Annotated in this window: 15 protein-coding genes; 6 read left to right on the plus strand and 9 right to left on the minus strand. The window is 68.0% G+C overall.

From position 1 onward, the window contains the following. The 7 genes from ASD05_RS18460 to ASD05_RS18485 all read right to left on the minus strand — a co-directional run bounded on the left by ASD05_RS18460 (nucleotide 1) and on the right by ASD05_RS18485 (nucleotide 11,932). Nucleotides 1–1,563, minus strand: coding sequence for a TolC family protein (locus ASD05_RS18460; RefSeq protein ID WP_056595314.1), 1,563 nt, complete (start codon nucleotides 1,561–1,563; stop codon nucleotides 1–3). Beyond that, a complete protein-coding gene (locus ASD05_RS18465) occupies nucleotides 1,560–2,876 on the minus strand; it encodes an HlyD family type I secretion periplasmic adaptor subunit (protein WP_056595316.1) in 1,317 nt (438 codons plus the stop codon). The genes ASD05_RS18460 and ASD05_RS18465 overlap by 4 nt, the downstream gene beginning before the upstream one ends. Nucleotides 2,877–2,921: 45 nt before the next feature. Then, nucleotides 2,922–4,739, minus strand: coding sequence for a peptidase domain-containing ABC transporter (locus ASD05_RS18470; protein WP_056595321.1), 1,818 nt, complete (start codon nucleotides 4,737–4,739; stop codon nucleotides 2,922–2,924). A gap of 76 nt (nucleotides 4,740–4,815) precedes the next feature. After that, nucleotides 4,816–4,983: a hypothetical protein gene (locus ASD05_RS30165; RefSeq protein WP_157610165.1), complete on the minus strand. Its 168-nt coding sequence runs from the start codon at nucleotides 4,981–4,983 to the stop codon at nucleotides 4,816–4,818. After that, nucleotides 4,980–8,090 (minus strand): glutamate ligase domain-containing protein, encoded by a 3,111-nt coding sequence (locus ASD05_RS18475; RefSeq protein WP_056595323.1) that lies wholly within the window; start codon nucleotides 8,088–8,090, stop codon nucleotides 4,980–4,982. The genes ASD05_RS30165 and ASD05_RS18475 overlap by 4 nt, the downstream gene beginning before the upstream one ends. 109 nt (nucleotides 8,091–8,199) lie before the next feature. After that, nucleotides 8,200–8,706 carry a peptidoglycan-associated lipoprotein Pal gene (pal, locus tag ASD05_RS18480; protein WP_056595325.1) on the minus strand — a complete coding sequence of 169 codons (507 nt, stop codon included), beginning with the start codon at nucleotides 8,704–8,706 and terminating at the stop codon, nucleotides 8,200–8,202. Between the two features lie 85 nt (nucleotides 8,707–8,791). Then, nucleotides 8,792–11,932 carry a hypothetical protein gene (locus tag ASD05_RS18485; RefSeq protein ID WP_056595327.1) on the minus strand — a complete coding sequence of 1,047 codons (3,141 nt, stop codon included), beginning with the start codon at nucleotides 11,930–11,932 and terminating at the stop codon, nucleotides 8,792–8,794. 302 nt (nucleotides 11,933–12,234) lie between these two features. Here ASD05_RS18485 and ASD05_RS18490 point away from each other — a divergent pair, with 302 nt between their 5' ends. Then, nucleotides 12,235–12,669 carry a DUF1841 family protein gene (locus ASD05_RS18490; protein ID WP_056595329.1) on the plus strand — a complete coding sequence of 145 codons (435 nt, stop codon included), beginning with the start codon at nucleotides 12,235–12,237 and terminating at the stop codon, nucleotides 12,667–12,669. A 104-nt stretch (nucleotides 12,670–12,773) separates the two neighbouring features. Here ASD05_RS18490 and ASD05_RS18495 read toward each other — a convergent pair whose 3' ends face one another. After that, nucleotides 12,774–13,763: a LysR substrate-binding domain-containing protein gene (locus ASD05_RS18495; protein ID WP_056595330.1), complete on the minus strand. Its 990-nt coding sequence runs from the start codon at nucleotides 13,761–13,763 to the stop codon at nucleotides 12,774–12,776. 107 nt (nucleotides 13,764–13,870) lie between these two features. Here ASD05_RS18495 and pcaH point away from each other — a divergent pair, with 107 nt between their 5' ends. Next, nucleotides 13,871–14,596 carry a protocatechuate 3,4-dioxygenase subunit beta gene (gene pcaH, locus ASD05_RS18500; protein ID WP_056595332.1) on the plus strand — a complete coding sequence of 242 codons (726 nt, stop codon included), beginning with the start codon at nucleotides 13,871–13,873 and terminating at the stop codon, nucleotides 14,594–14,596. A 17-nt stretch (nucleotides 14,597–14,613) separates the two neighbouring features. Continuing rightward, on the plus strand, nucleotides 14,614–15,222 hold the full coding sequence (gene pcaG, locus ASD05_RS18505; protein WP_056595334.1) for a protocatechuate 3,4-dioxygenase subunit alpha: 609 nt from the start codon (nucleotides 14,614–14,616) through the stop codon (nucleotides 15,220–15,222). A 69-nt stretch (nucleotides 15,223–15,291) separates the two neighbouring features. Here the strand turns inward: pcaG and ASD05_RS18510 are convergent, their stop codons facing one another. Next, on the minus strand, nucleotides 15,292–15,984 hold the full coding sequence (locus ASD05_RS18510; protein ID WP_007835005.1) for a c-type cytochrome: 693 nt from the start codon (nucleotides 15,982–15,984) through the stop codon (nucleotides 15,292–15,294). 160 nt (nucleotides 15,985–16,144) lie between these two features. Here ASD05_RS18510 and ASD05_RS18515 point away from each other — a divergent pair, with 160 nt between their 5' ends. Genes ASD05_RS18515 through ASD05_RS18525 form a run of 3 tightly spaced genes read left to right on the plus strand, consistent with a single transcriptional unit; the run spans nucleotide 16,145 to nucleotide 18,808 of the window. Next, nucleotides 16,145–16,999 (plus strand): AAA family ATPase, encoded by an 855-nt coding sequence (locus ASD05_RS18515; protein ID WP_007835007.1) that lies wholly within the window; start codon nucleotides 16,145–16,147, stop codon nucleotides 16,997–16,999. Between the two features lie 16 nt (nucleotides 17,000–17,015). Then, a complete protein-coding gene (locus ASD05_RS18520) occupies nucleotides 17,016–17,603 on the plus strand; it encodes a GNAT family N-acetyltransferase (protein ID WP_056595337.1) in 588 nt (195 codons plus the stop codon). 17 nt (nucleotides 17,604–17,620) lie between these two features. Beyond that, complete coding sequence (locus tag ASD05_RS18525) at nucleotides 17,621–18,808, plus strand: vWA domain-containing protein (RefSeq protein WP_007835011.1); 1,188 nt, start codon at nucleotides 17,621–17,623, stop codon at nucleotides 18,806–18,808.

Below are 18,808 nucleotides of genomic sequence, written 5' to 3' on the forward strand. Positions count from 1 at the left end.
TCAGCGCGTAGACAGGCGCGAGGCCTTGCGCAGCGGCGGGTTCGCTCCTGCCGCGCCCACGGTGCGTTCGGCAACGGGCTCGCTCGCACACGCCGTATTGCTCGAGATGCACAGCGCACCCAGCAGGCCGTCTTCCGTCAGCACCTGCCGCCTCGGCGCGCCGAAGAGGCGGTCGATCCAGCCGTTGGGGCCGGCCGGGTCGATGCGCAGTTCGCCGGTGGTACGTGCCAGGCGCAGCTCGGAGATGCGCAGGTCGAACACGCCGTCGATGTAGTCGAACAGCAGGGTGTAGTAGTCGAGCTGGGCGTCGAGCACCTTGGGCAGGGTCTCGCGGCCGAACTCCATGAGGCGGCGGCGGCCGCGGAAGGCCTGGCCTGCCGTGCTCACGGCTTCCATCAGCTGGCGCTCGCGCTCGCGGCCCGACACGGTGCGCGCCCACGATGCCGATGTGAGCTCGAACAGGTTGAGCTTCACGCTTTCGAGCTTGGCTTCCTGGTTGGCGACTTCGGCCAGCGCCGACTTCAGGCGCAGCTGCCGATCGAAGCCGTTGCCGAAGTTCCAGTTGAGTTCGAAGGCGGCGCGCGTCGGGTCTTGGGGCGACACGCCGCGCGGGTCCTTGCTCTTCACGAGCACGGCGTCGAGCGAGGGGTAGAGGCTCGCGTCCTGCTGGTCGGCCAGCGCCTTGGCGCGGTCGATGCGGCCCTGCGCCTCGGCGATCTCGGTGCTGCGCGACTCGGCGCGGCGCAGCGCCTCTTCCTGCGAGGAGATGCGCCACTGCGCCGGCGCCGCAAGCACGGGCAGCGACTCGGCATTGGGCGAGAACTTGAAGTAGTTGCGGAACTTGGCAAGGGCCTCGTCGCGCTGCGCCTCGAAGTCGGACTCGCGTGCAGCCACCAGCGCGCGCCGCGAGGCCGCCATGTTGAGGTCGTTGTCGCCGCTCACGCCCAATGCCACGCGGCGCGCTTCGGCCTTGGAGATTTCGGCCACCACCTCGGTGGCCTTGTGCGCGATCTGCTTCTTCAGGTCGAAGCGCTGCACCTGCAGGTAGGCGGTGAGCGCATCCAGCACCACCTTCTGCGAGGTGGTGACGACGGCCTCGTCGTCCGCCTGGTTGGCCGCTTCGGCGGCGCGCTGCGCCGCGCTCATGGCGCCGCCGTCGAGAAGGCTCACGCGCGCCTCGGCGGTGAGCACGGTGTAGCTCTGCGTCTTGGCGTTGGCCGCGCCGCTGTTGTAGTTGCCGGACGAGGTGCCGAACTTGAAGCGCGGGTAGCGCGCCTGCTTGGCCGCGTCCACGCCGTAGCTGCTGGTGTTGGCCGCGGCCTGCGCGGTCTGCACCTCGGGGTAGTCCTGCGACAGCGCGATCAGGGCCTGCTTCACCTGCTGGGTGTAGCTCGCGGCGCCGAGCGAGGGCGGGGACAGCCGGCGCGCGAGCATCAGCCTGGCACCCGCCTCCTGCTGCTCCTGCGCGAAGGCGACGGGCGGCAGGACGAAACTCGCGCACAGCGCTGCACAGACAACGCCGGCGCCCGTGCGGCGTCGGTCGGCCGGTTGGCGGTACTTCATGGTTCGCGGAAGGCTTCGCGCCGCAGCTTGAGCACAGGTCGCAGGATGTACCAGATGAACGGATCGGTGCCCACACGCAAGTCCACTTCGGACTCCATGCCGGACGTGATGCGGTTCTCGTCGCGGCCCACATGGGACTGCGACATGCTGATGAGCAGCCGGTAGTACGGCGCGCCGTTGGCGATGGCGGGGTCGCGGTCGGCGTCGGCCGCCACCAGCTTGACCTTGCCGTCGACGGCACCGTAGCGCAGGTAGTCGTAGGCGGTGATCTTCACGCGCGCCGGCTGGCCCACTTCGATGAAGCCGCGGTCGTTGGGGTTGAGCCGCGCCTCGACCATGATCTCGTCCTCGTCGGGCACCACCTCGAGGATGGATTCGCCGGGTTTCACGACCCAGCCCGGGCTGGAGTTGCGCAGGCCCTTGACGATACCGTCCGACGGCGCCTTCACCACGGTGCGCGAGCGCTGGGTGCGCGCGCGCGCCAGGTCTTCGCTCAGGCTCGCGAACTGTCGCTCCACCGTGGCCAGTTCGTCCGACGCGCGCCGGCGAAAGCGCCCTTCGGCCTCGGCCATCTTGGCCTGCGCCTCGGTGATGGACGCGTTGGCGGAGATCACGCCCTGGCGCGCCACGGCAAGTTCGCTGCGCACGCCTTCGGCCTGCCGGCGCTTCTCCAGCACTTCGACCTGGCCGACCAGCTTCTCGCTGAACAGCTGCTCGGAAATTTCAAGCTCCTTCTGCATCAGCGCCAGCCGGTCGCTCAGGCCCTTGACCTTGGCCTGCTGCTCCAGCTGCTTGCTGCGCGCCTGCTCCAGGCCCGACACGGCGCCGGCCATGACGCCGCGCTGTTCGAGCGCGCGCGCCTGGTAGGCGCCGGTCTCGCCTTCGAACACGCTTTCGTCGATGTCGGCAGCGAAGGATTCACGCTTGAGCGGCTGGCCGCGGCTCTCGGCCATGAGCCGCACGCGCGTGGCCTGCGTGGCCGCGTAGCGGGCCGAGAGCTCCTCGAAGTTGAGGCCGCTGCCGCCAAGATCGATCTCCACCAGCGACTGGCCCTGCTTGACCTTCTCGCCTTCCTTCACCAGCACGTTGCTGACAATGCCGCCTTCCAGATGCTGGATCGACTTGACGCGGTCCGAGGGGATCACGCGACCGGGTGCGACGACCACCGTTTCCATCGGAAAACCGAGGCCGACCAGCGCCAGCACGCCGATTGCGCCGCCGATGATCCATTGGCGCCGCCGCCCCTGCGGCGAGGCCTGGGCCGCGCGCCTGTCGTTCTCGTCCTGAAGAATCTGCGGCAAATCTGATTTCAAGTCGCCTCCCCGATCACTCGTCATTCGCTCTTCGTTCGTTCTTCGTCACGCCATCGAACGGGAGGCAGCGGCGCCCGCGCCGTCTTCCGCATCGCCCAGCGCCACCAGCGGCTTCTTCACGCCGAACAGCTTCGGCACCATCACTGCCGCCGCGCCCTGCTCCACGTTGCCCTGCCCCGTGACGTGATAGACCACGTTGGCGGCGGAGACGATGCGCAGCGAATGCGTGACCACCACCACGGTGCGCACCTTGGCCACCGCGAGCAGCGTGGCGAGCAGGTTGCGCTCGCTCTGAAAGTCAAGGTCGTTGCTGGGCTCGTCGAGCACCAGCACCGAAGGTTTGCGCAGGAAGCTCATGGCCAGCGCGAGCTTGCGCCGCTCGCCCACCGACACGCCGGTGCCGCCTTCGCCGATCATGGTGCGGTAGCCGTCCGGCAGTCGCGAGATGAAGTCGTGCGCGCCCGAGAGCTTGCAGGCCGCGACGATCTGCTCGTCGCTCTGGCCGGGCGCCGTGCGGCGCATCACGTCGATCAGCGAACCGCCGAACCAGTAGACCTCCTGCGAGAGGTAGCTGATCCAGCGCGACAGCTCTTCACGGCCGAACTGCGAGAGGTCGTACTCGCCGATGCTGACGATGCCGCGCGTGGGCGTGTACAGGCCCGACAGCAGCTTCACCATGGTCGACTTGCCCGCGCCGTTGCGCCCGACGATCACGTGCAGCCCGCCCGGGCCGATGTCGAGGTCGACGTTTTCCAGCACCGGCTGCTGCGCGGTGTCGGTGAAGCTGAAGCTCACGTCCTTCAGTGTGATGCGGCCGAGCGGCTGCGGCAGCGTCATGCCCGTGGGCGGTTTCTCGACCGGTTCGCACAGCACGCTCTCGAGCCGCTTGGCGGCTTCCTTGGCGGTGGCCAGCGAGCGCCAGTTCGACACCAGCCCGGCCACCGGCTGCAGCGCCTTGAGCGCCAGCATGTTCGAGGCGACGAGGCCGCCCACCGTCATCCACTGCTCCATCACCGAGACGGCGCCCACGGTCACCACGATGACCGAGAACACCGTGAGCAGCACGGTGGTGCCGTCGCGCGCGGTCTCGATCTGGCCGTTCTTGCTGAAGCTCTCGGTGAGCCAGGCGTTGTAGGTCTGGCGCCACATGTCGCTGATGGGGCCGTCGTTGGCCTGCGTCTTCAGCGTTTCGCGCGCATGGCAGATCTCGGCGGTCATGCGGTCGAGGCCGCGGCCGCGCTGCACTTCTTCCACGCGGCCGGCGCGGACCTCGTCGGCCCACCACCAGGCCAGGAACGACATGATGGCGAGAAACGCCGCCACCACGGGCAGCACCGGCAAAGCGACGATGCCGATCACGGCGAGCGCGAAGATCGCCATCGGCAGGTCGAAGATCGATTGCGCGAGGCCGCCGGTGACGGTGCCGCGCACCGAGCCCACGTCGCGAAAGTATTGCTGCCACACCGAGGCGGGACGTGCCTCGAGCGCACGCAGCGGCCGGGCCAGCATCGATTGCAGCAGGGCACCGGAAACGCCGTGGTCGATGATGGCGCCCGCGTTGCGCAGCAGGCGCGAACGGCGCGTGCGCAACCAGAACTCGATGCACAGGAAGAACAGGATGCCGCTCACCAGCGCAGCGAGCGTCGAGAAGCCGCTGCGCGACAGCACGCGGTCATACACCTGCAGCAGGAAGATGGAGGGCAGCAGCCCGAACAGGCTGATCGGCAGCGAACGCCATGCCGCGCTCTTCACGAGCGGGTAGGCCGCGCGGAACGCGGCGTTCAGCGCCCCGGCATAAGGACTGGCACCCGGCTCGTCCGGCGTTTCGGCAACCAGCTGGCTGGGCAAGAGGAACTTGATCATGGGGAAAAAGCCGATCCGTCGTGCAATGACGCCTGAGCCATTATCAACTGTTACCTCACTGTTACAAGGCAAAAATTCACGCTCCGGCCAGCACCAGTGCGATGTTGGCGCACAGCAGCATGCAGAGCACCCAGGCGCACAGCAGCTGCGCCCAGCCCAGCCACCAGCGGCGCATCGGCCGCCGCCGATGCGGCGCCTCATGGTCGAAGGGCGATTGCGGAAGTACATCCCATCTCGTGCTCATGGCAGTGCTTTCAAAACCCGGGCCAACCGGGACAGGCCTACGCCTGCGGAACTCTTCGCCAGCACCCAGTCGCCGGGCTGCAGCAGCCCGCCGAGCGCGGTCGACAGGTCGGACACATCGACGAACCAGTGCGAGCGAACCTTTGTACGAATGCGCGCGTGCAGTGCCCGCATCAGCGGGCCGCACAGCAGCACGCGGTCGGGCTGCGAGGCCAGCAGCTCGGCCTCGAGGTCGAGATGGTGGCGTTGCGCGGCGGGGCCGAGCTCCTGCATGTCGCCGAGGATCGCCACGCGCCGCGCCGGCTCGCAGGGGGCCTGCGACAGCATCTCGAGCGCCGCGCGCATCGAGCTCGGGTTGGCGTCGTAGGTTTCGTCGATGAGCTTGAAGCTGCCGCCGCCGATGTGAATGGTGTGCAGCGCACCGCGGCCGCCCGGCGGCTCGAAGTGCGCAAAGGGCTCGACCGCGGCGGCCAGCGGCAAGCGCATGGCCTGCAGGGCCGCGAGCGCGGCGATGGCGCTCGCGCCCATGTGGCGCCCCGGTGCATTGAGCCGCAGCTGAAAGGGCTCGCCCGCCACCAGCGCCTGCACCTCGCCATGGTCGAAGGCAAGCAGGCGCACGTCGGCGTCCTTGTGCTCGCCGCAGGTGACGATCTGCAGCTGCCGCGCCGTTGCCGCTTCGGCGAAGGTCGCGAACTCGGGCATGTCGCGGTTGAGCACCACGCTGCCGCCCGGCGCCATGGCCTGCAGGATCCGGCTGTCGAGCCGCGCGGCGGCTTCGGTCGGGCCGCGGTGCTTCAGCGACGCGGCCGAGAGCCCCGTCACCACCAGCAGCGAAGGCCGCACCAGCTGCGCCGAGGCCGGCATGTGCGAGGTGCCCATCTCCAGCACCCAGTAGGCGGCGTGCCGTGGCATGCAGGTCATGTTCCAGGCGATGCCCGATGGCAGGCTGACGTTGCCTTCGGGCTGGCCGACCTCGCCCCACACGGTGAGCGCGCCGGCCAGCATGGCGGCCACGGTGCCGCTGGCGACGCCGTTCGCCGCGCCGCTGCCGAGCACGCCGCACACGCGGCCGGTGAACTCGGCGCGCGCATGGTCGCCCAGCTCCAGCACGGCCTGCAGCACGTTCGGCACCTTGAGCACGGGCACGCGCTTGTCGAGGTGCGGCTTGGGGTCGGTGCACAGCACGGCGGCGGCCGGCTGCAGCACGCCCTTGAGCGTGACGGCGGCCAGCGGCGTCTTCGACGGCCGCGCCTGGTGGTCGAACACCACGCGGCCCTTGCGCATGAACGAGCGCTGCGCCACGCCGGTGGCGCGCCAGCCGTCCTCGGGCTTGACGACCCATTCGCCGCCGGTGACGTGCGCCATCTCGCTCGCGGTCCAGGCGGCGCTGTCGTCGCGCACGCCGCCCACGCCGGCACTCCCGCCGCCGCCCGTACCGGGCAAGGTGCGCCGCTCCACCAGGTAGCGGTGGTAGGCGGCGAAGCCCGACAGGTAATGCTCCACGTCGTCGATGCGCACGCGAAACGAGTGATGGCGGATGAAGAACGAGCCGACGATGCTCGACGGCCGGCGAAAGTACATCGCCATCTCGGGCCAGAAGAAGCCGTTGAGCAGGTAGTGCGCGCGGTAGTCGAGCGCGCGATAGAACTTCTCGGTGTCGAGCTCGTCGAGCAGGTGCCGCATCGCGGGCATGCCTTCGAGCCGCTGGAGCATCTGCTGCGCGGCCAGCATGAGTTCGAGCAGCGTCGGGAAGGTGGTCTTCCGGTCGAGCACGAAGTCGAGATACCCCGCCACGTTCTGCAGGCCGAAGCGGAAGTACTTCTCCTGCGGGCTCCAGTGCGTGAGTTCGTGGACGCAGCGGCTGAGCCAGTGGTCGTGCACCTGCCAATGCTGGCTGGCAATGAAATGATCGAAGGCCTTCTCGACCGCGGCCAGCCATTGCGGCTCGCGTGTGAGGCCGTACAGGCGCATGAGGCCGTAGGCCGCCTCGCCGTCGTAGCAGACGATGCGCGAGGCCTGCTTGAGCGTGAGGTCGGCCGCATGCAGCACGTGGTTGAAGCGGCCCGTGGCCGCGTCTTGCAGCGACACGATGCCGAGCGCGAGCTTTTCCAGCAGCGGCAGCCAGTGGCGCGTGTCCATCAGCTCGCAATACTTCACCAGCGCGAGCACGCAGGCCGCGTTGCCGCCGAGCCTGATCTCGCCGCCGGTGTCGACCAGGAACGCCACCGCGCGCCCATCCGCCAGCGTGTAGTCGCGGATCAGCGAGGCCGTGAGATGGTCGAGCGAGCGGTCGATGGCCGCGCGCAGCGTTTCGTCGCGCGTGAGCTCCCACGCCTCGAGCATGGCGTGAAGCGCGCTCGCGTGGCGCGCCGCGTCGTAGGTCGGGATGCGGCGATCGAAGCACGGGAAATAGCCGTACACGAAGAGGCCGTCGCTCTGCACCTGGCGCGCGAGATACGAAGAGCCGCTGCGCACGAGGTCGAGCACCGACTGGGGGTTCAGCGCCGGCAGCTGCCGGCGGCCCGCATCGAGCCCCGTACCCACGAGCTTGTGCACCATGCCGTCGGGCTGGCAGAACACGCCCACCGTCGCCAGCAGGTAGACCGGCTGCTCCGGGGGCATGCTGTCCAGCGGCGGCGAGCACTGGAAGCGCTCCTGGCCGTAGACCTCGAAGTTGCGCGGGTTCACCACCGAATGCGCAATGGTCGAGTCGCCGCACAGCATGGCGTTGGCGTTGAGCTCCTGCTCGGTGAAGGCAAGCGCGAAGTCCTGGTCGAAGGCCAGGCCGAGGCGGAAGTAGTTGCGCTTGACGGCGGTGAGCTGCGTCTTGAACTGCACCCACTCCATCGGGCTCGCGCCCTCGACCCAGTCGATGCGCAGCCACGGCGACACGACGCCGCGCTCGCGCACCCAGCGCTCGACGCGCCCGGCGCCTTCGCGCCAGGCGGTTTCGAATTCGGTGGCCCGCGCGTGCACGACGTGTGCGCGCTGCGCGCCATCGCTCACGGAGAAGAACAGCGTGAACGCCGGATAGGGGGCCGGCAGCGCCGCGCACAGCGAAGCCAGGCGTTCGTGGCAGGCGTGGAGCTGGTCTGTGAAGGACATCATTCGGCCCCGATCCAATGCGGGAGACCGGCCGCGCCCGTCATCTGCTCTCGCTTCGATGACGTGTGCGCAGACCGGGAACTGCCGTCGAAGTCATCGCGGTGATCCGGCTTCAGCGGTAGCTGAATTCGGCTCGGCGATTGAGCTGATAGCCCTCCTCGGTGGTTTCGGTGGACGCGGGTTTTTCCACACCCCAGCTGATGGCCTCGATGCGCTCGGCGGGCACGCCCAGTTGCGTGAGCGCGCGCTGCACGGAGTCGGCGCGGCGCTGTCCGAGCGCCAGGTTGTATTCGCGCCCGCCGCGCTGGTCGGTGTGGCCTTCGATCACGATCCGGCTCGCCGGCCGGTTGCGCATGAAGCCCGCGTGCGCCTCGACGACGTTGCGGTCGCCGGGCCGGATGTTGTACCTGTCGAAGTCGAAATAGACGATCTTCGCCACGCCGGCCGGTCCGTTCTGCACCGGCGGCGGAGGGGGCGGCTCCACCTTCGCCACCGGGGCGGCCGCGCCCTTGTTCGAGTAGTAGTAGGTCGCGTCGTCGCGGCCCGTCTTCGGGGCCGCGCAGCCCACGAGGACTGCGCCGAGGGCGACGATGGTCAGTGTCTGGAAATTCTTCTTCATATCGATCCTTTCGGGGGACAGGCCGGTGGCGGCCTGTCCCTGGTGCTGCGCTCCCCCACTGCTCCTTCTGCGTTCTTGTTGCCGTTCAGCCCAGCAGGCCGTGCAGCACGTTCGTCACGGGCGACAGGGCGGTGCCGGTCGGGCTGTGATCGACCAGGCTGGTGATCGGGGTCACGACGTCGGTCACCAGCGGAGTGACCGCATGCGTGACGCTGCCCACCAGGTCGCCGGCCGGAGAAGCGGCGCCCGAACCGGCCAGGATGTCGGTCACCGGGGCGAGCAGGTCGGAGACCGCGCTCGTCGGGTTCGATGCCACCGGAGCAGCATCGGTCACGCCGCTCACCACGCTGGTGACGGGCTCCAGGATGTTTGCCACCGGGCTGCTGCCACCCGACAAGCCGCCGAGCAGGCTGCCCACCAGGCCGTCCTGGCCCAGGAGGCTGCCGACGAGGCCGTCGTTGCCGACCACACCGTCGAGCAGGCCGCCCGTGCCGCCACCGGTCGCGCCGCCGAGGACGCCGCCCAGAAGACCGTCGCTGCCGAGCACGCCGTCAAGCAGGCCGCCCGTGCCGCCATCGGTCACGCCGCCGAGGACGCCGCCCAGAAGGCCGTCGCTTCCGAGCACGCCATCGAGCAGGCCGCCGGTGCCGCCATCGGTCACGCCGCCGAGGACGCCGCCCAGAAGGCCATCGCTGCCGAGCACGCCGTCGAGCAGGCCRCCGGTGCCGCCATCGGTCACGCCGCCGAGAACGCCGCCCAGAAGGCCGTCGCTGCCGAGCACGCCGTCGAGCAGGCCGCCGGTGCCGCCATCGGTCACGCCGCCGAGGACGCCACCCRGAAGACCGTCGCTGCCGAGCACGCCATCGAGCAGGCCGCCGGTGCCGCCATCGGTCACGCCGCCGAGGACACCACCGAGAAGGCCGTCGCTGCCGAGCACGCCGTCGAGCAGGCCGCCGGTGCCGCCATCGGTCACGCCGAGCAGGCCATCGCCGGACACGAGGTGGGCCACGCCGTCGGTCAGGTAGTCGACCTGCGCCGTGACACCGTTCAGCAGCGCTGTCGTCGTGCCCTCACCGAGCAGTTGATCGGTCAGCGGGCTCAGCAGACCACCAGCGCTGGCCGCCACTTCGCCCACGACGCCATCGACCGGGTCGAGCACGTTGGGGTTGTTCTCGGAGAAGCTGCTGCCGAGCACCGGAGCCAGCAGGCCGCCGGCGGTGTTGGTCAGACCGTCCGCGAGGCCGACCACCGATCCGAGCGTGTTCCCGAGACCAAGCTCGCCCACCAGGCCGGTGTTCAGGCCATCGGCCAGGTTGCCGGCCATGCCGTCGGCCGGGTCGAACAGGCCAGCGCCCGTGCCCGGGGTGCCGCCGTTGCCGAGCACACCGCCGAGCAGACCACCTTCGCCGCCGAGAACGCCACCCAACGGGCCTTCTTCGCCGAGCACGCCGCCCAATACGCCGTTTTCCCCGAGCAAGCTGCCGAGCACGCCGGTGGTACCGAGCAGGCCGCCCGCGAGGCCGTCTTCGCCCAGCACGTCGGAGAGCGTGCCGTTCGTGCCGAGCAGCGAGCCGACGGCGCCGTCCGGACCCAGCAAACCACCCAGGGGCGTGCCTTCGCCGAGCAGGCTTCCGACCACGCCATCCCCACCCAGAACGCCGCCGAGCAGGCCACCGGAAAGACCGTCGTTGCCGAGCACGCCACCCAGGGGTCCGCCGTCGCCGACCACTCCGCCAAGCAGGCCGTCGAGGGCGCTGCCCTGGCCGATCAGGTCGCCGACGAGGCTGCCTTCACCGAGCAGGCCTCCAACCAGGCCATCGTCTGCCAGCAGGTTGCCGACCAACCCGTTGTTGCCGAGCAGGCCGTCGATCGTGTTGCCGACCACACCGCCGTCAGCCAGCAGGCTGTCGAGACCCAGGTTGGAGGTCAGGCCACCGAGCGGGCCTTCATTGGAAAGGAGGTTGTTCAGGCCGTCGGTCAGGTAGTCCACCTGGCCGTTCAGGTGATGGAGCAGCGCATCGGTCACGCCCTCGCCGAGCAGGGTGTCCACGACGGGACTCAGGCTGTTGCCGAGCGGGTCGGTGATGTTGCCGACGACCTCGTCGACCGGGTCCAGCGCGTTGGGATCGTTGCGGGTGAACTCGGAGCCGAGCAGCGGTGCCAGCACGCTATCGACCACGTCGGTCGTGCCGTCGACCAACGGGGCCACGGGAGCAAGCGCGCCGCCCAGGCCAGCGGTGCCGTCGACCGCGCCGACCGCGCCATCGACGAGGCCGTCGCCCGGATCGAGCAGGTGATCGCCGTCTGCGTCTGCGTCTGCGTCTGCGTCTGCGTCAGCGTCAGCGTCAGCGTCAGCATCGGCATCGGCATCGGCATCGGCATCGGCATCAGCATCAGCATCAGCATCAGCGTCTGCGTCTGCGTCTGCGTCTGCGTCTGCGTCTGCGTCTGCGTCTGCGTCAGCATCGGCATCGGCATCGGCATCGGCATCGGCATCGGCATCAGCATCGGCATCGGCATCAGCGTCGGCATCTGCATCTGCATCTGCATCAGCGTCGGCATCACCGTCCGCATCCGCATCAGCGTCCGCATCGGCGTCTGCATCCGCATCGGAGTCGCCCACGCCCGAAAGGAGCAGCGGGACGGCGCTGTCGCTGCCGCCGCCACCGCCGCCGAGCGCGGCGCCGAGTGCGGCGGCGCCCAGGGCACCGAGGGCGAATTCACCCAGCCCGATGCCGCTGCCGGCAGCGAGCTTCTTGGTCACGGCCAGGGCAGCGGCATCCGCATCGCTGTCCGGCGGGGTCACTTGCAGGTCGCCCGAAGCGACATCCACATTCACTTGTTCGAGGCCGCCCGGCAGCTTGGTCGAGCCGATGGTGGCGTCGGTGCCGCCGGTGAACACGCCGGCCAGCGGGGCCTTGTTGGTCGCCGATCCGGGAAAGAGAACGTTGGCGTGGCCGTCCTGCGGAACGATCACGCGGTCGCCGGCCACCAGTGTCTGATTGCCATCGACCGGAATACGGACACCGTCGCGCATCACGGCGACACCCGGCGTGGCGTTCGATAATGTGCCGATGCTGGACGGGCCAGCTGCAGCGGGCGCCGCCGAACTCGCCATGGCAGGAGCGCCTAGCGGAGTAACGGTGGCCTGGGCAATGACCACGGGAGCAACGCCTGCGGCGGCAAGTCCTTCGGTCGAATTCGTCGATGCTTGTTGAGCGGTCATGGCAGCCTCTGTGACAAAAGATGCCTACTCAGGGGCAACTAGCGTGCCGCTTTTTGCGCGCCCCTTGCCAGACCGCCTCCAGGCGCTGCAACTTGTTGATTCGTATGGAAATTTTTCTTTTAACCGGCCTGCCAAGGGAGTTCGGAAACAGCCCGCAGGAAGGTCATTCAGCGATTCGTTACGTAACGACGTAACCCCCTGTACCCGGAACGTCCGACACATCCGAGGTCTTGCTCCGGGCTTGCGTACCGGCTCTTGCACGGGACCCCACTTCCTTCTTTTTTTCTTCCTCTTCTATAGATATGTTCAATCCCTCCCAGGAAGACGTGCGCCGCTTCTTCTGCGACGTGTACGCCAAGCACCGGCAGGGCTTGCCGATGGAAGCGCTCGAGACCATCGCCGCCGGCTGGATCGACGAGCATCCCGAGTACCACGAGGATCTCGCCGATGCCGACGCGGCGGTGGCACGGGTCTACGACGGATCGAACGGGCGCGAAAACCCGTTCCTTCATCTGTCGATGCATTTGTCGATCAGCGAGCAGTGCTCCATCGACCAGCCGCGCGGCATCCGCCAGGCCGTCGAGCTGCTGGCCGCGCGCCGCGGCTCGCTGCTGCATGCGCATCACGAGGCCATGGACTGCCTGGGCCAGATGATGTGGGAGAGCCAGCGGGCCGGCCGGCCGCCGGACGGCGAGGGCTACGTGGCCTGCGTGCAGCGGCGAGCGACAACAGACTAACCCCCAGGCTTCGCGCACTTCGTGTCGCTTCGCCAACCCCCTTGCAGGGGGCAACACCTGCGGCCCGGCAAAGCCGGTTCCGCGGTGTTCCACATGAAAGCCGACTACCCCCCGGGCTTTTGCCTCGCCCTTGCCGGAACGGCCCCCTGCTGCTTCGCGGCCTCGCGCAGCAGCGCGGCCATGGCGCCGCGCAGGGCCGAAGGCTCGGCATCGCTGCGCTGCAGCAGCCCGACCGGCTCCTCGGTGCCGGCGGTCTCGATGCGCAGCCGCACAAGGCGCCCGTCCGCCAGCTCGCCGCGCGCGGCGCCCAGCGGCGTGATCCACACCGCATCGGACACGGCCACCAGCGCGCGCGCCACCGCCACGTCGAGCGTCTGCAATGCATTGGACGGCAGCACGAGGCCGCGCGCCGACAGAAAGCTCTCGGTGTTGTGGCGCGGGATCGTGCCCTCGCCGTACACCACCAGCGGATAGGCCAGCACCGCCTGCACCGACACAGCCTTCGACGCGAGCGGATGGCCGGCGCGCACGGCAAACACCAGCGGCTCGGTGTGCAGCAACTCGAAGCTCAGGCCGCCCATCAGGCGCGGATCGCTCATGCGGCCGACCACGAGGTCGAGCTCGCCGGCGCGCAGTTCGTCGAGCAGCACGGCGTTGGCGGCGCTCTTCACTACGATCTGCACCGATGGCCGGCTGTCGCGCAGCCGCGCCAGCGCCACCGGCAGCAGGGCCGGGGCCACGCTCGGCAGCGCGCCGATGCGCAGCCGCTCGATGCGCCCGCCCGACGCCGGCGCCACCGCCTGCGCGCTGGCGTCGAGCGCCTCCAGCACGCGCAGGGCATGCGCCAGCAGTTGCTCGCCGGCCGCCGTGAGCCCCTGCACGCCGCGCCGGCCGGCCTTGCTGCGCTCGACCAGCCGCGTGCCGACGATCGCCTCCAGCTCGGACAGCGTCTTGGACACCGCCGGCTGGCTCAGCGCCAGCCGCTCGGCGGCGCGCGCGAGATGGCGCTCCTGCGCCACGGCCACGAGGCAGCGCAGGTGCCGCAGCTGCACGCTGCGCACGAAATCCTGTCGAAGATCGGCGGAGTCTTTCAATTCCTGCTGGTTATTGAGAACGGAGAATTCTTCAATTTACATCATCGGATGGCGCTTCTAAAGTGGCGGCTTCCCGATTCGTCCCACGACAGCAGGAGACAACGCACATGTCGACCAAGACCCAAGGGCCCCAGCCCACCCTCACCCCGCGCGACTGGGAAGCCCATCCCAGCTACGTCTACCCGGGCTACAAGTCCACCGCGAAGCGCGGCCCGCAGAAGCCGCTGATCCCGCTGAAGGCCTCGCTCGGCGAGCTGCAGCAGCCGGTGTACGGCCACGACAGCATCGGCGAGTTCGACCACGACCTCACGCGCAACGCGCGCCGCAACGGCGAGCCGCTGGGCGAACGCATGATCCTCACCGGCCAGGTGCTCGACGAGCGACGCCGCCCGGTGGCCAACACGCTGGTCGAACTCTGGCAGGCCAACGCCTCGGGCCGCTACGTGCACAAGGTCGACCAGCACGACGCGCCGCTGGACCCCAATTTCCTCGGTGCGGGCCGCTGCCTGACCGACAGCGAAGGCCGCTACCGCTTCCTCACCATCAAGCCCGGCGCCTATCCCTGGGGCAACCATCCGAACGCCTGGCGTCCGCAGCACATCCACCTGTCGCTGTTCGGCCAGAGCTTTGCGAGCCGCCTGGTCACGCAGATGTACTTCCCCGGCGACCCGCTGCTGCAGTACGACCCCATGGTCACCGGCACGCCCGAGCGCTACCGCAACCGCCTGATTGCCGACTTCAGCCTCGACATCACCGAAGAAGGCTACGCACTGGGCTACCAGTTCGACATCGTGCTGCGCGGCGCCGACGAGACGCCCTTCGAGAACCGCTGAGCCAGGAGACACACACCATGCTGATGACCGCACAGGAAGCCGACTACGGCCAGACCCCTTCGCAAACCGTGGGCCCCTACTTCGCCTACGGCCTCACCGCCACGCAGTACGGCTACGACTTCGACCAGCCCTTCGACGCCGTGCTGGCGCTCGACACCGCCGCCGGCCAGCGCATTCGTCTCGAAGGCCGCGTGATCGACGGCGACGGCAACCCGATCAACGATGCGCTGGTCGAGATCAGCCAGCCCGACGGCGAAGGCCGCTACCCGCAGACGCCTGAAGAAGCGCGCGCCATGGGCTTTCGCGCATTCGGCCGTGTCGGTACCGGCACCGCCGAGGGCAACCGCTTCGTGTTCCACACCGTGAAGCCCGGCGCGCAGGCGCCCGGCGAAGCACCGCACATCAACGTGATCGTGCTGATGCGCGGGCTGCTGCTGCATGCGTTCACGCGCGTGTACTTCAGCGACGAGGCCGATGCCAACGCGAAGGACGCGGTGCTGCAGAGCGTGCCGGCCGAACGCCGCCACACGCTGATCGCCGAGCGCGTGGAGCAAGGCGGCGCGGTGACGTACCGCTTCGACATCCGCATGCAGGGCACGGACGAGACGGCGTTCTTCGACGTCTGATCTCAGGGAAATCCCGGACACAAAAAAACCCGCTCGCAGCGGGTTTTTTTGTGTCCGGCTTCGAAGCGCTTATTCGGCGCCGTGGTGAATGCGCGACTCGGGCACCGTCTTCAGTTCGCCGGGCAGCGAGCTGATGTAGCTGGCCAGCGTCTTGAGTTCGGCGTTGGTGAACTTCTTGGGTTCGACCTGCTGGCCCATCACCGCGTTGGATCGGCCGAGGTGCGGGTTGTTCTTCACGCGGTAGGACTTGAGCGCGACGAACAGGTAGTCGGCATGCTGGCCGGCCAGCTTGGGCACGGTGCCGTCGTTCGGCGTGTTGAAGTTGGCGCCGTGGCACTTGGTGCAGTTGTTGTCCTTGTCGCGGGAGATCAGCGCCTGGATGTTCTCGGGCGTGGCCTTGGCGAGTGTGGCCGGCGGTGCATCGTCCTGCTTCACGCCGAGCTGGCTGTAGTAGGCGGCGACGTCGGCGATGTCCTGCTCGGTGAGCGTGTCGGCGATGGCGCGCATGGTGGGATGCTTGCGGTCGCCGCCCTTGTATGCGGTGAGCGCCGCCGTGATGTACGTGGCGCTCTGGCCGGCGATCATCGGCACCTTGTGGATCTCAGGGAAGCTGGCCTGGTAGCCGATGATGCCGTGGCAGCCCACGCACATCGCAACCTTCTTTGCGCCGTCCTGGGCCTTGCCAGTGACTTGCTGGGCCTGTGCCGAGAGCGTCACGCAAGCGACAGCAAGGGCAAACATCGTGGTCAACAACTTGTTCATTTTGCGCGCACAATCTCGTGGAGAGTACAGTTTTTCGAATCAACATTCGATTATATGCAGGGGTCCTCCGGAACCCTGTGCAGGCCAACCCTGAGGCTGCACAACGCGTGTCGAGTGTGTTCTTTTCTCCACCCCAGCCTCCGCCTCACTCATCTCACTCATGAAATTCCAGGGCTCAGACAACTACGTCGCCACGCAAGACCTGATGCTCGCGGTCAATGCGGCCATCACCCTGAAGCGTCCGCTGCTCGTCAAGGGCGAACCCGGCACCGGCAAGACCATGCTGGCCGAGGAAGTGGCCCAGTCGCTCGGCCTGCCGCTGCTGCAATGGCACATCAAGTCGACCACCAAGGCGCAGCAGGGCCTGTATGAATACGACGCCGTGAGCCGCCTGCGCGATTCGCAGCTCAAGGACCTCGACGGCGGCGAGCGCGTGAGCGACATCAACAACTACATCGTCAAGGGCGTGCTCTGGCAGGCCTTCACGGCCGACCAGCCGGTGGCGCTGCTGATCGACGAGATCGACAAGGCCGACATCGAATTCCCGAACGACCTGCTGCGCGAAATCGACCGCATGGAGTTCTACTGCTACGAAACGCGCGAACTCATCCGCGCCAAGCACCGGCCGGTGGTGTTCATCACCTCCAACAACGAGAAGGAACTGCCCGACGCCTTCCTGCGCCGCTGCTTCTTCCACTACATCAAGTTCCCCGATGCCGAGACGATGAAGCACATCGTCGCCGTGCACTTCCCCGGCCTCAAGCAGGAGCTGCTCACGTCCGCGATGAAGACCTTCTACGACGTGCGCAACCTGCCCGGCCTGAAGAAGAAGCCCTCGACCTCCGAGCTGCTCGACTGGCTCAAGCTGCTGGTGGCCGAAGACATTCCACTCGAGGCGCTGCAGAGCAAGGACGACAAGGTCGCCGTGCCGCCGCTGGTGGGCGCGCTGCTCAAGAACGAACAGGACGTGACCTTGTTCGAGAAGCTCGTGTTCATGCAGCGCAACAACAGATAACTGCACAGGCTTCGCCATGGCGTTCATCGAACCTGCCACGCTGAAGGCCCGCGGCATCGCGCTGGTGCCGTTGTCGCTGGCCCACGAAGAAGGCCTGCGCGCCGCAGCCGCGGACGGCGAGCTGTGGAAGCTGCGCGTCACCTCCGTGCCCGAGCCGCAGGACACGCGCGCCTACATCGAAACCGCGCTCAAGACCGCCGACCGCTTCGCCTTCGCCGTGACCGACGAGGCCACCGGCACCGTGCTCGGCAGCACCAGCTTTCACGACATCCTGCCGGGCGTGAAGCGCGTGGAGATCGGCTACACGTGGTACGCCGCGCGCTGCCAGCGCACGCACGTCAACACCACCTGCAAGCTGTTGATGCTCACGCATGCCTTCGATGCACTGGGCTGCAACACCGTGGGCTGGCGCACCGACAATTTCAACTTCGCATCGCAGCGCGCCATCGAGCGGCTCGGCGCGAAGAAGGACGGCGTGATCCGCGGCCACGCGATGCGCCGCGACGGCACCATCCGCGACACCGTCATGTACAGCCTGCGCGCGGGCGAATGGCCCGAGGTGAAGGCGCAGCTGCTGTACCTGCTCGACAAGCCACGCGGCTGACACACAAGGAGCGCCCCATGCTCATCGACTTCTTCTACACGCTGCGCTCGGCCAAGCTGCCGGTGTCGGTCAAGGAATACCTCACGCTGCTCGAAGCCCTGCAGGCCGACGTGGTGGGGCCCAACTCCGACGGCGCCTACGGCATCGACGACTTCTACTACCTCTCGCGCACCGCGCTCGTGAAGGACGAGAAGCACTACGACAAGTTCGACCGCGCCTTCGCCGCCTATTTCAAGGGCGTGGAGATGCTCACCGACTTCACCAAGGAAGTGCCGCTCGACTGGCTCAAGAAAACGCTGGAGCGCGAGTTCACCGCCGAGGAAAAAGCCAAGATCGAGAAGATGGGCTGGGACGAGCTCATGGAAACGCTCAAGAAGCGCTTCGAGGAGCAGAAGGAACGCCACGAGGGCGGCAGCAAGTGGATCGGCACCGGCGGCACCTCGCCCTTCGGCCACGGCGGCTACAACCCGCAGGGCATTCGCATCGGCGGCGCCGGCAAGAACAAGAGCGCCGTGAAGGTGTGGGACCAGCGCGCCTACAAGGACTACGACGACACGCAGGAACTCGGCACGCGCAACATCAAGGTCGCGCTGCGCCGGCTGCGCAAGTTCGCGCGCGAAGGCCACGACGAAGAGCTGGACCTCGACGACACCATCCACTCCACCGCCGCCAACGCCGGCTTCCTCGACATCAAGATGCGGCCCGAGCGCCACAACAACGTCAAGGTGCTGCTGCTCATGGACGTGGGCGGCACGATGGACGAGCACATCCAGCGCGTGGAAGAGCTGTTCTCGGCCGTGAAGACCGAGTTCAAGCACCTGGAGTTCTTCTACTTCCACAATTGCGTGTACGACTTCATGTGGAAGAACAACAAGCGCCGCTTCTCCGAGAAGTTCGCCACCTGGGACATCCTGCGCAAGTACAACAAAGACTACAAGCTCATCTTCGTCGGCGACGCGACCATGAGCCCCTACGAGATCCTGCAGCCCGGCGGCAGCGTCGAATACAACAACGAGGAGGCCGGCGCCGAGTGGATCCAGCGCCTCACGCACACGTTCCCGAAGTTCGCGTGGATCAACCCCGAGCCGCAGGGCGTGTGGCAGTACCGCCAGAGCATCGCGGTGATGCAGCAGCTGATGTCCAACCGCATGTACCCCCTGACCCTGCGCGGCCTTGAAGAGGCCATGCGCATGCTCTCGAAGTAG

The organism is Variovorax sp. Root434 (assembly GCF_001426595.1).
Taxonomy (GTDB): Bacteria; Pseudomonadota; Gammaproteobacteria; order Burkholderiales; family Burkholderiaceae_C; genus Variovorax.

What these genes read in the sequence shown, in the direction of transcription:
- ASD05_RS18460 (WP_056595314.1), bottom strand. Translation starts at nt 1,563, where the DNA reads ATGAAGTACCGCCAACCGGCCGACCGACGCCGCACGGGCGCCGGCGTT.
- ASD05_RS18470 (WP_056595321.1), bottom strand. Translation starts at nt 4,739, where the DNA reads ATGATCAAGTTCCTCTTGCCCAGCCAGCTGGTTGCCGAAACGCCGGAC.
- ASD05_RS30165 (WP_157610165.1), bottom strand. Translation starts at nt 4,983, where the DNA reads ATGAGCACGAGATGGGATGTACTTCCGCAATCGCCCTTCGACCATGAG.
- ASD05_RS18475 (WP_056595323.1), bottom strand. Translation starts at nt 8,090, where the DNA reads ATGATGTCCTTCACAGACCAGCTCCACGCCTGCCACGAACGCCTGGCT.
- pal (WP_056595325.1), bottom strand. Translation starts at nt 8,706, where the DNA reads ATGAAGAAGAATTTCCAGACACTGACCATCGTCGCCCTCGGCGCAGTC.
- ASD05_RS18490 (WP_056595329.1), top strand. Translation starts at nt 12,235, where the DNA reads ATGTTCAATCCCTCCCAGGAAGACGTGCGCCGCTTCTTCTGCGACGTG.
- pcaH (WP_056595332.1), top strand. Translation starts at nt 13,871, where the DNA reads ATGTCGACCAAGACCCAAGGGCCCCAGCCCACCCTCACCCCGCGCGAC.
- pcaG (WP_056595334.1), top strand. Translation starts at nt 14,614, where the DNA reads ATGCTGATGACCGCACAGGAAGCCGACTACGGCCAGACCCCTTCGCAA.
- ASD05_RS18510 (WP_007835005.1), bottom strand. Translation starts at nt 15,984, where the DNA reads ATGAACAAGTTGTTGACCACGATGTTTGCCCTTGCTGTCGCTTGCGTG.
- ASD05_RS18515 (WP_007835007.1), top strand. Translation starts at nt 16,145, where the DNA reads ATGAAATTCCAGGGCTCAGACAACTACGTCGCCACGCAAGACCTGATG.
- ASD05_RS18520 (WP_056595337.1), top strand. Translation starts at nt 17,016, where the DNA reads ATGGCGTTCATCGAACCTGCCACGCTGAAGGCCCGCGGCATCGCGCTG.
- ASD05_RS18525 (WP_007835011.1), top strand. Translation starts at nt 17,621, where the DNA reads ATGCTCATCGACTTCTTCTACACGCTGCGCTCGGCCAAGCTGCCGGTG.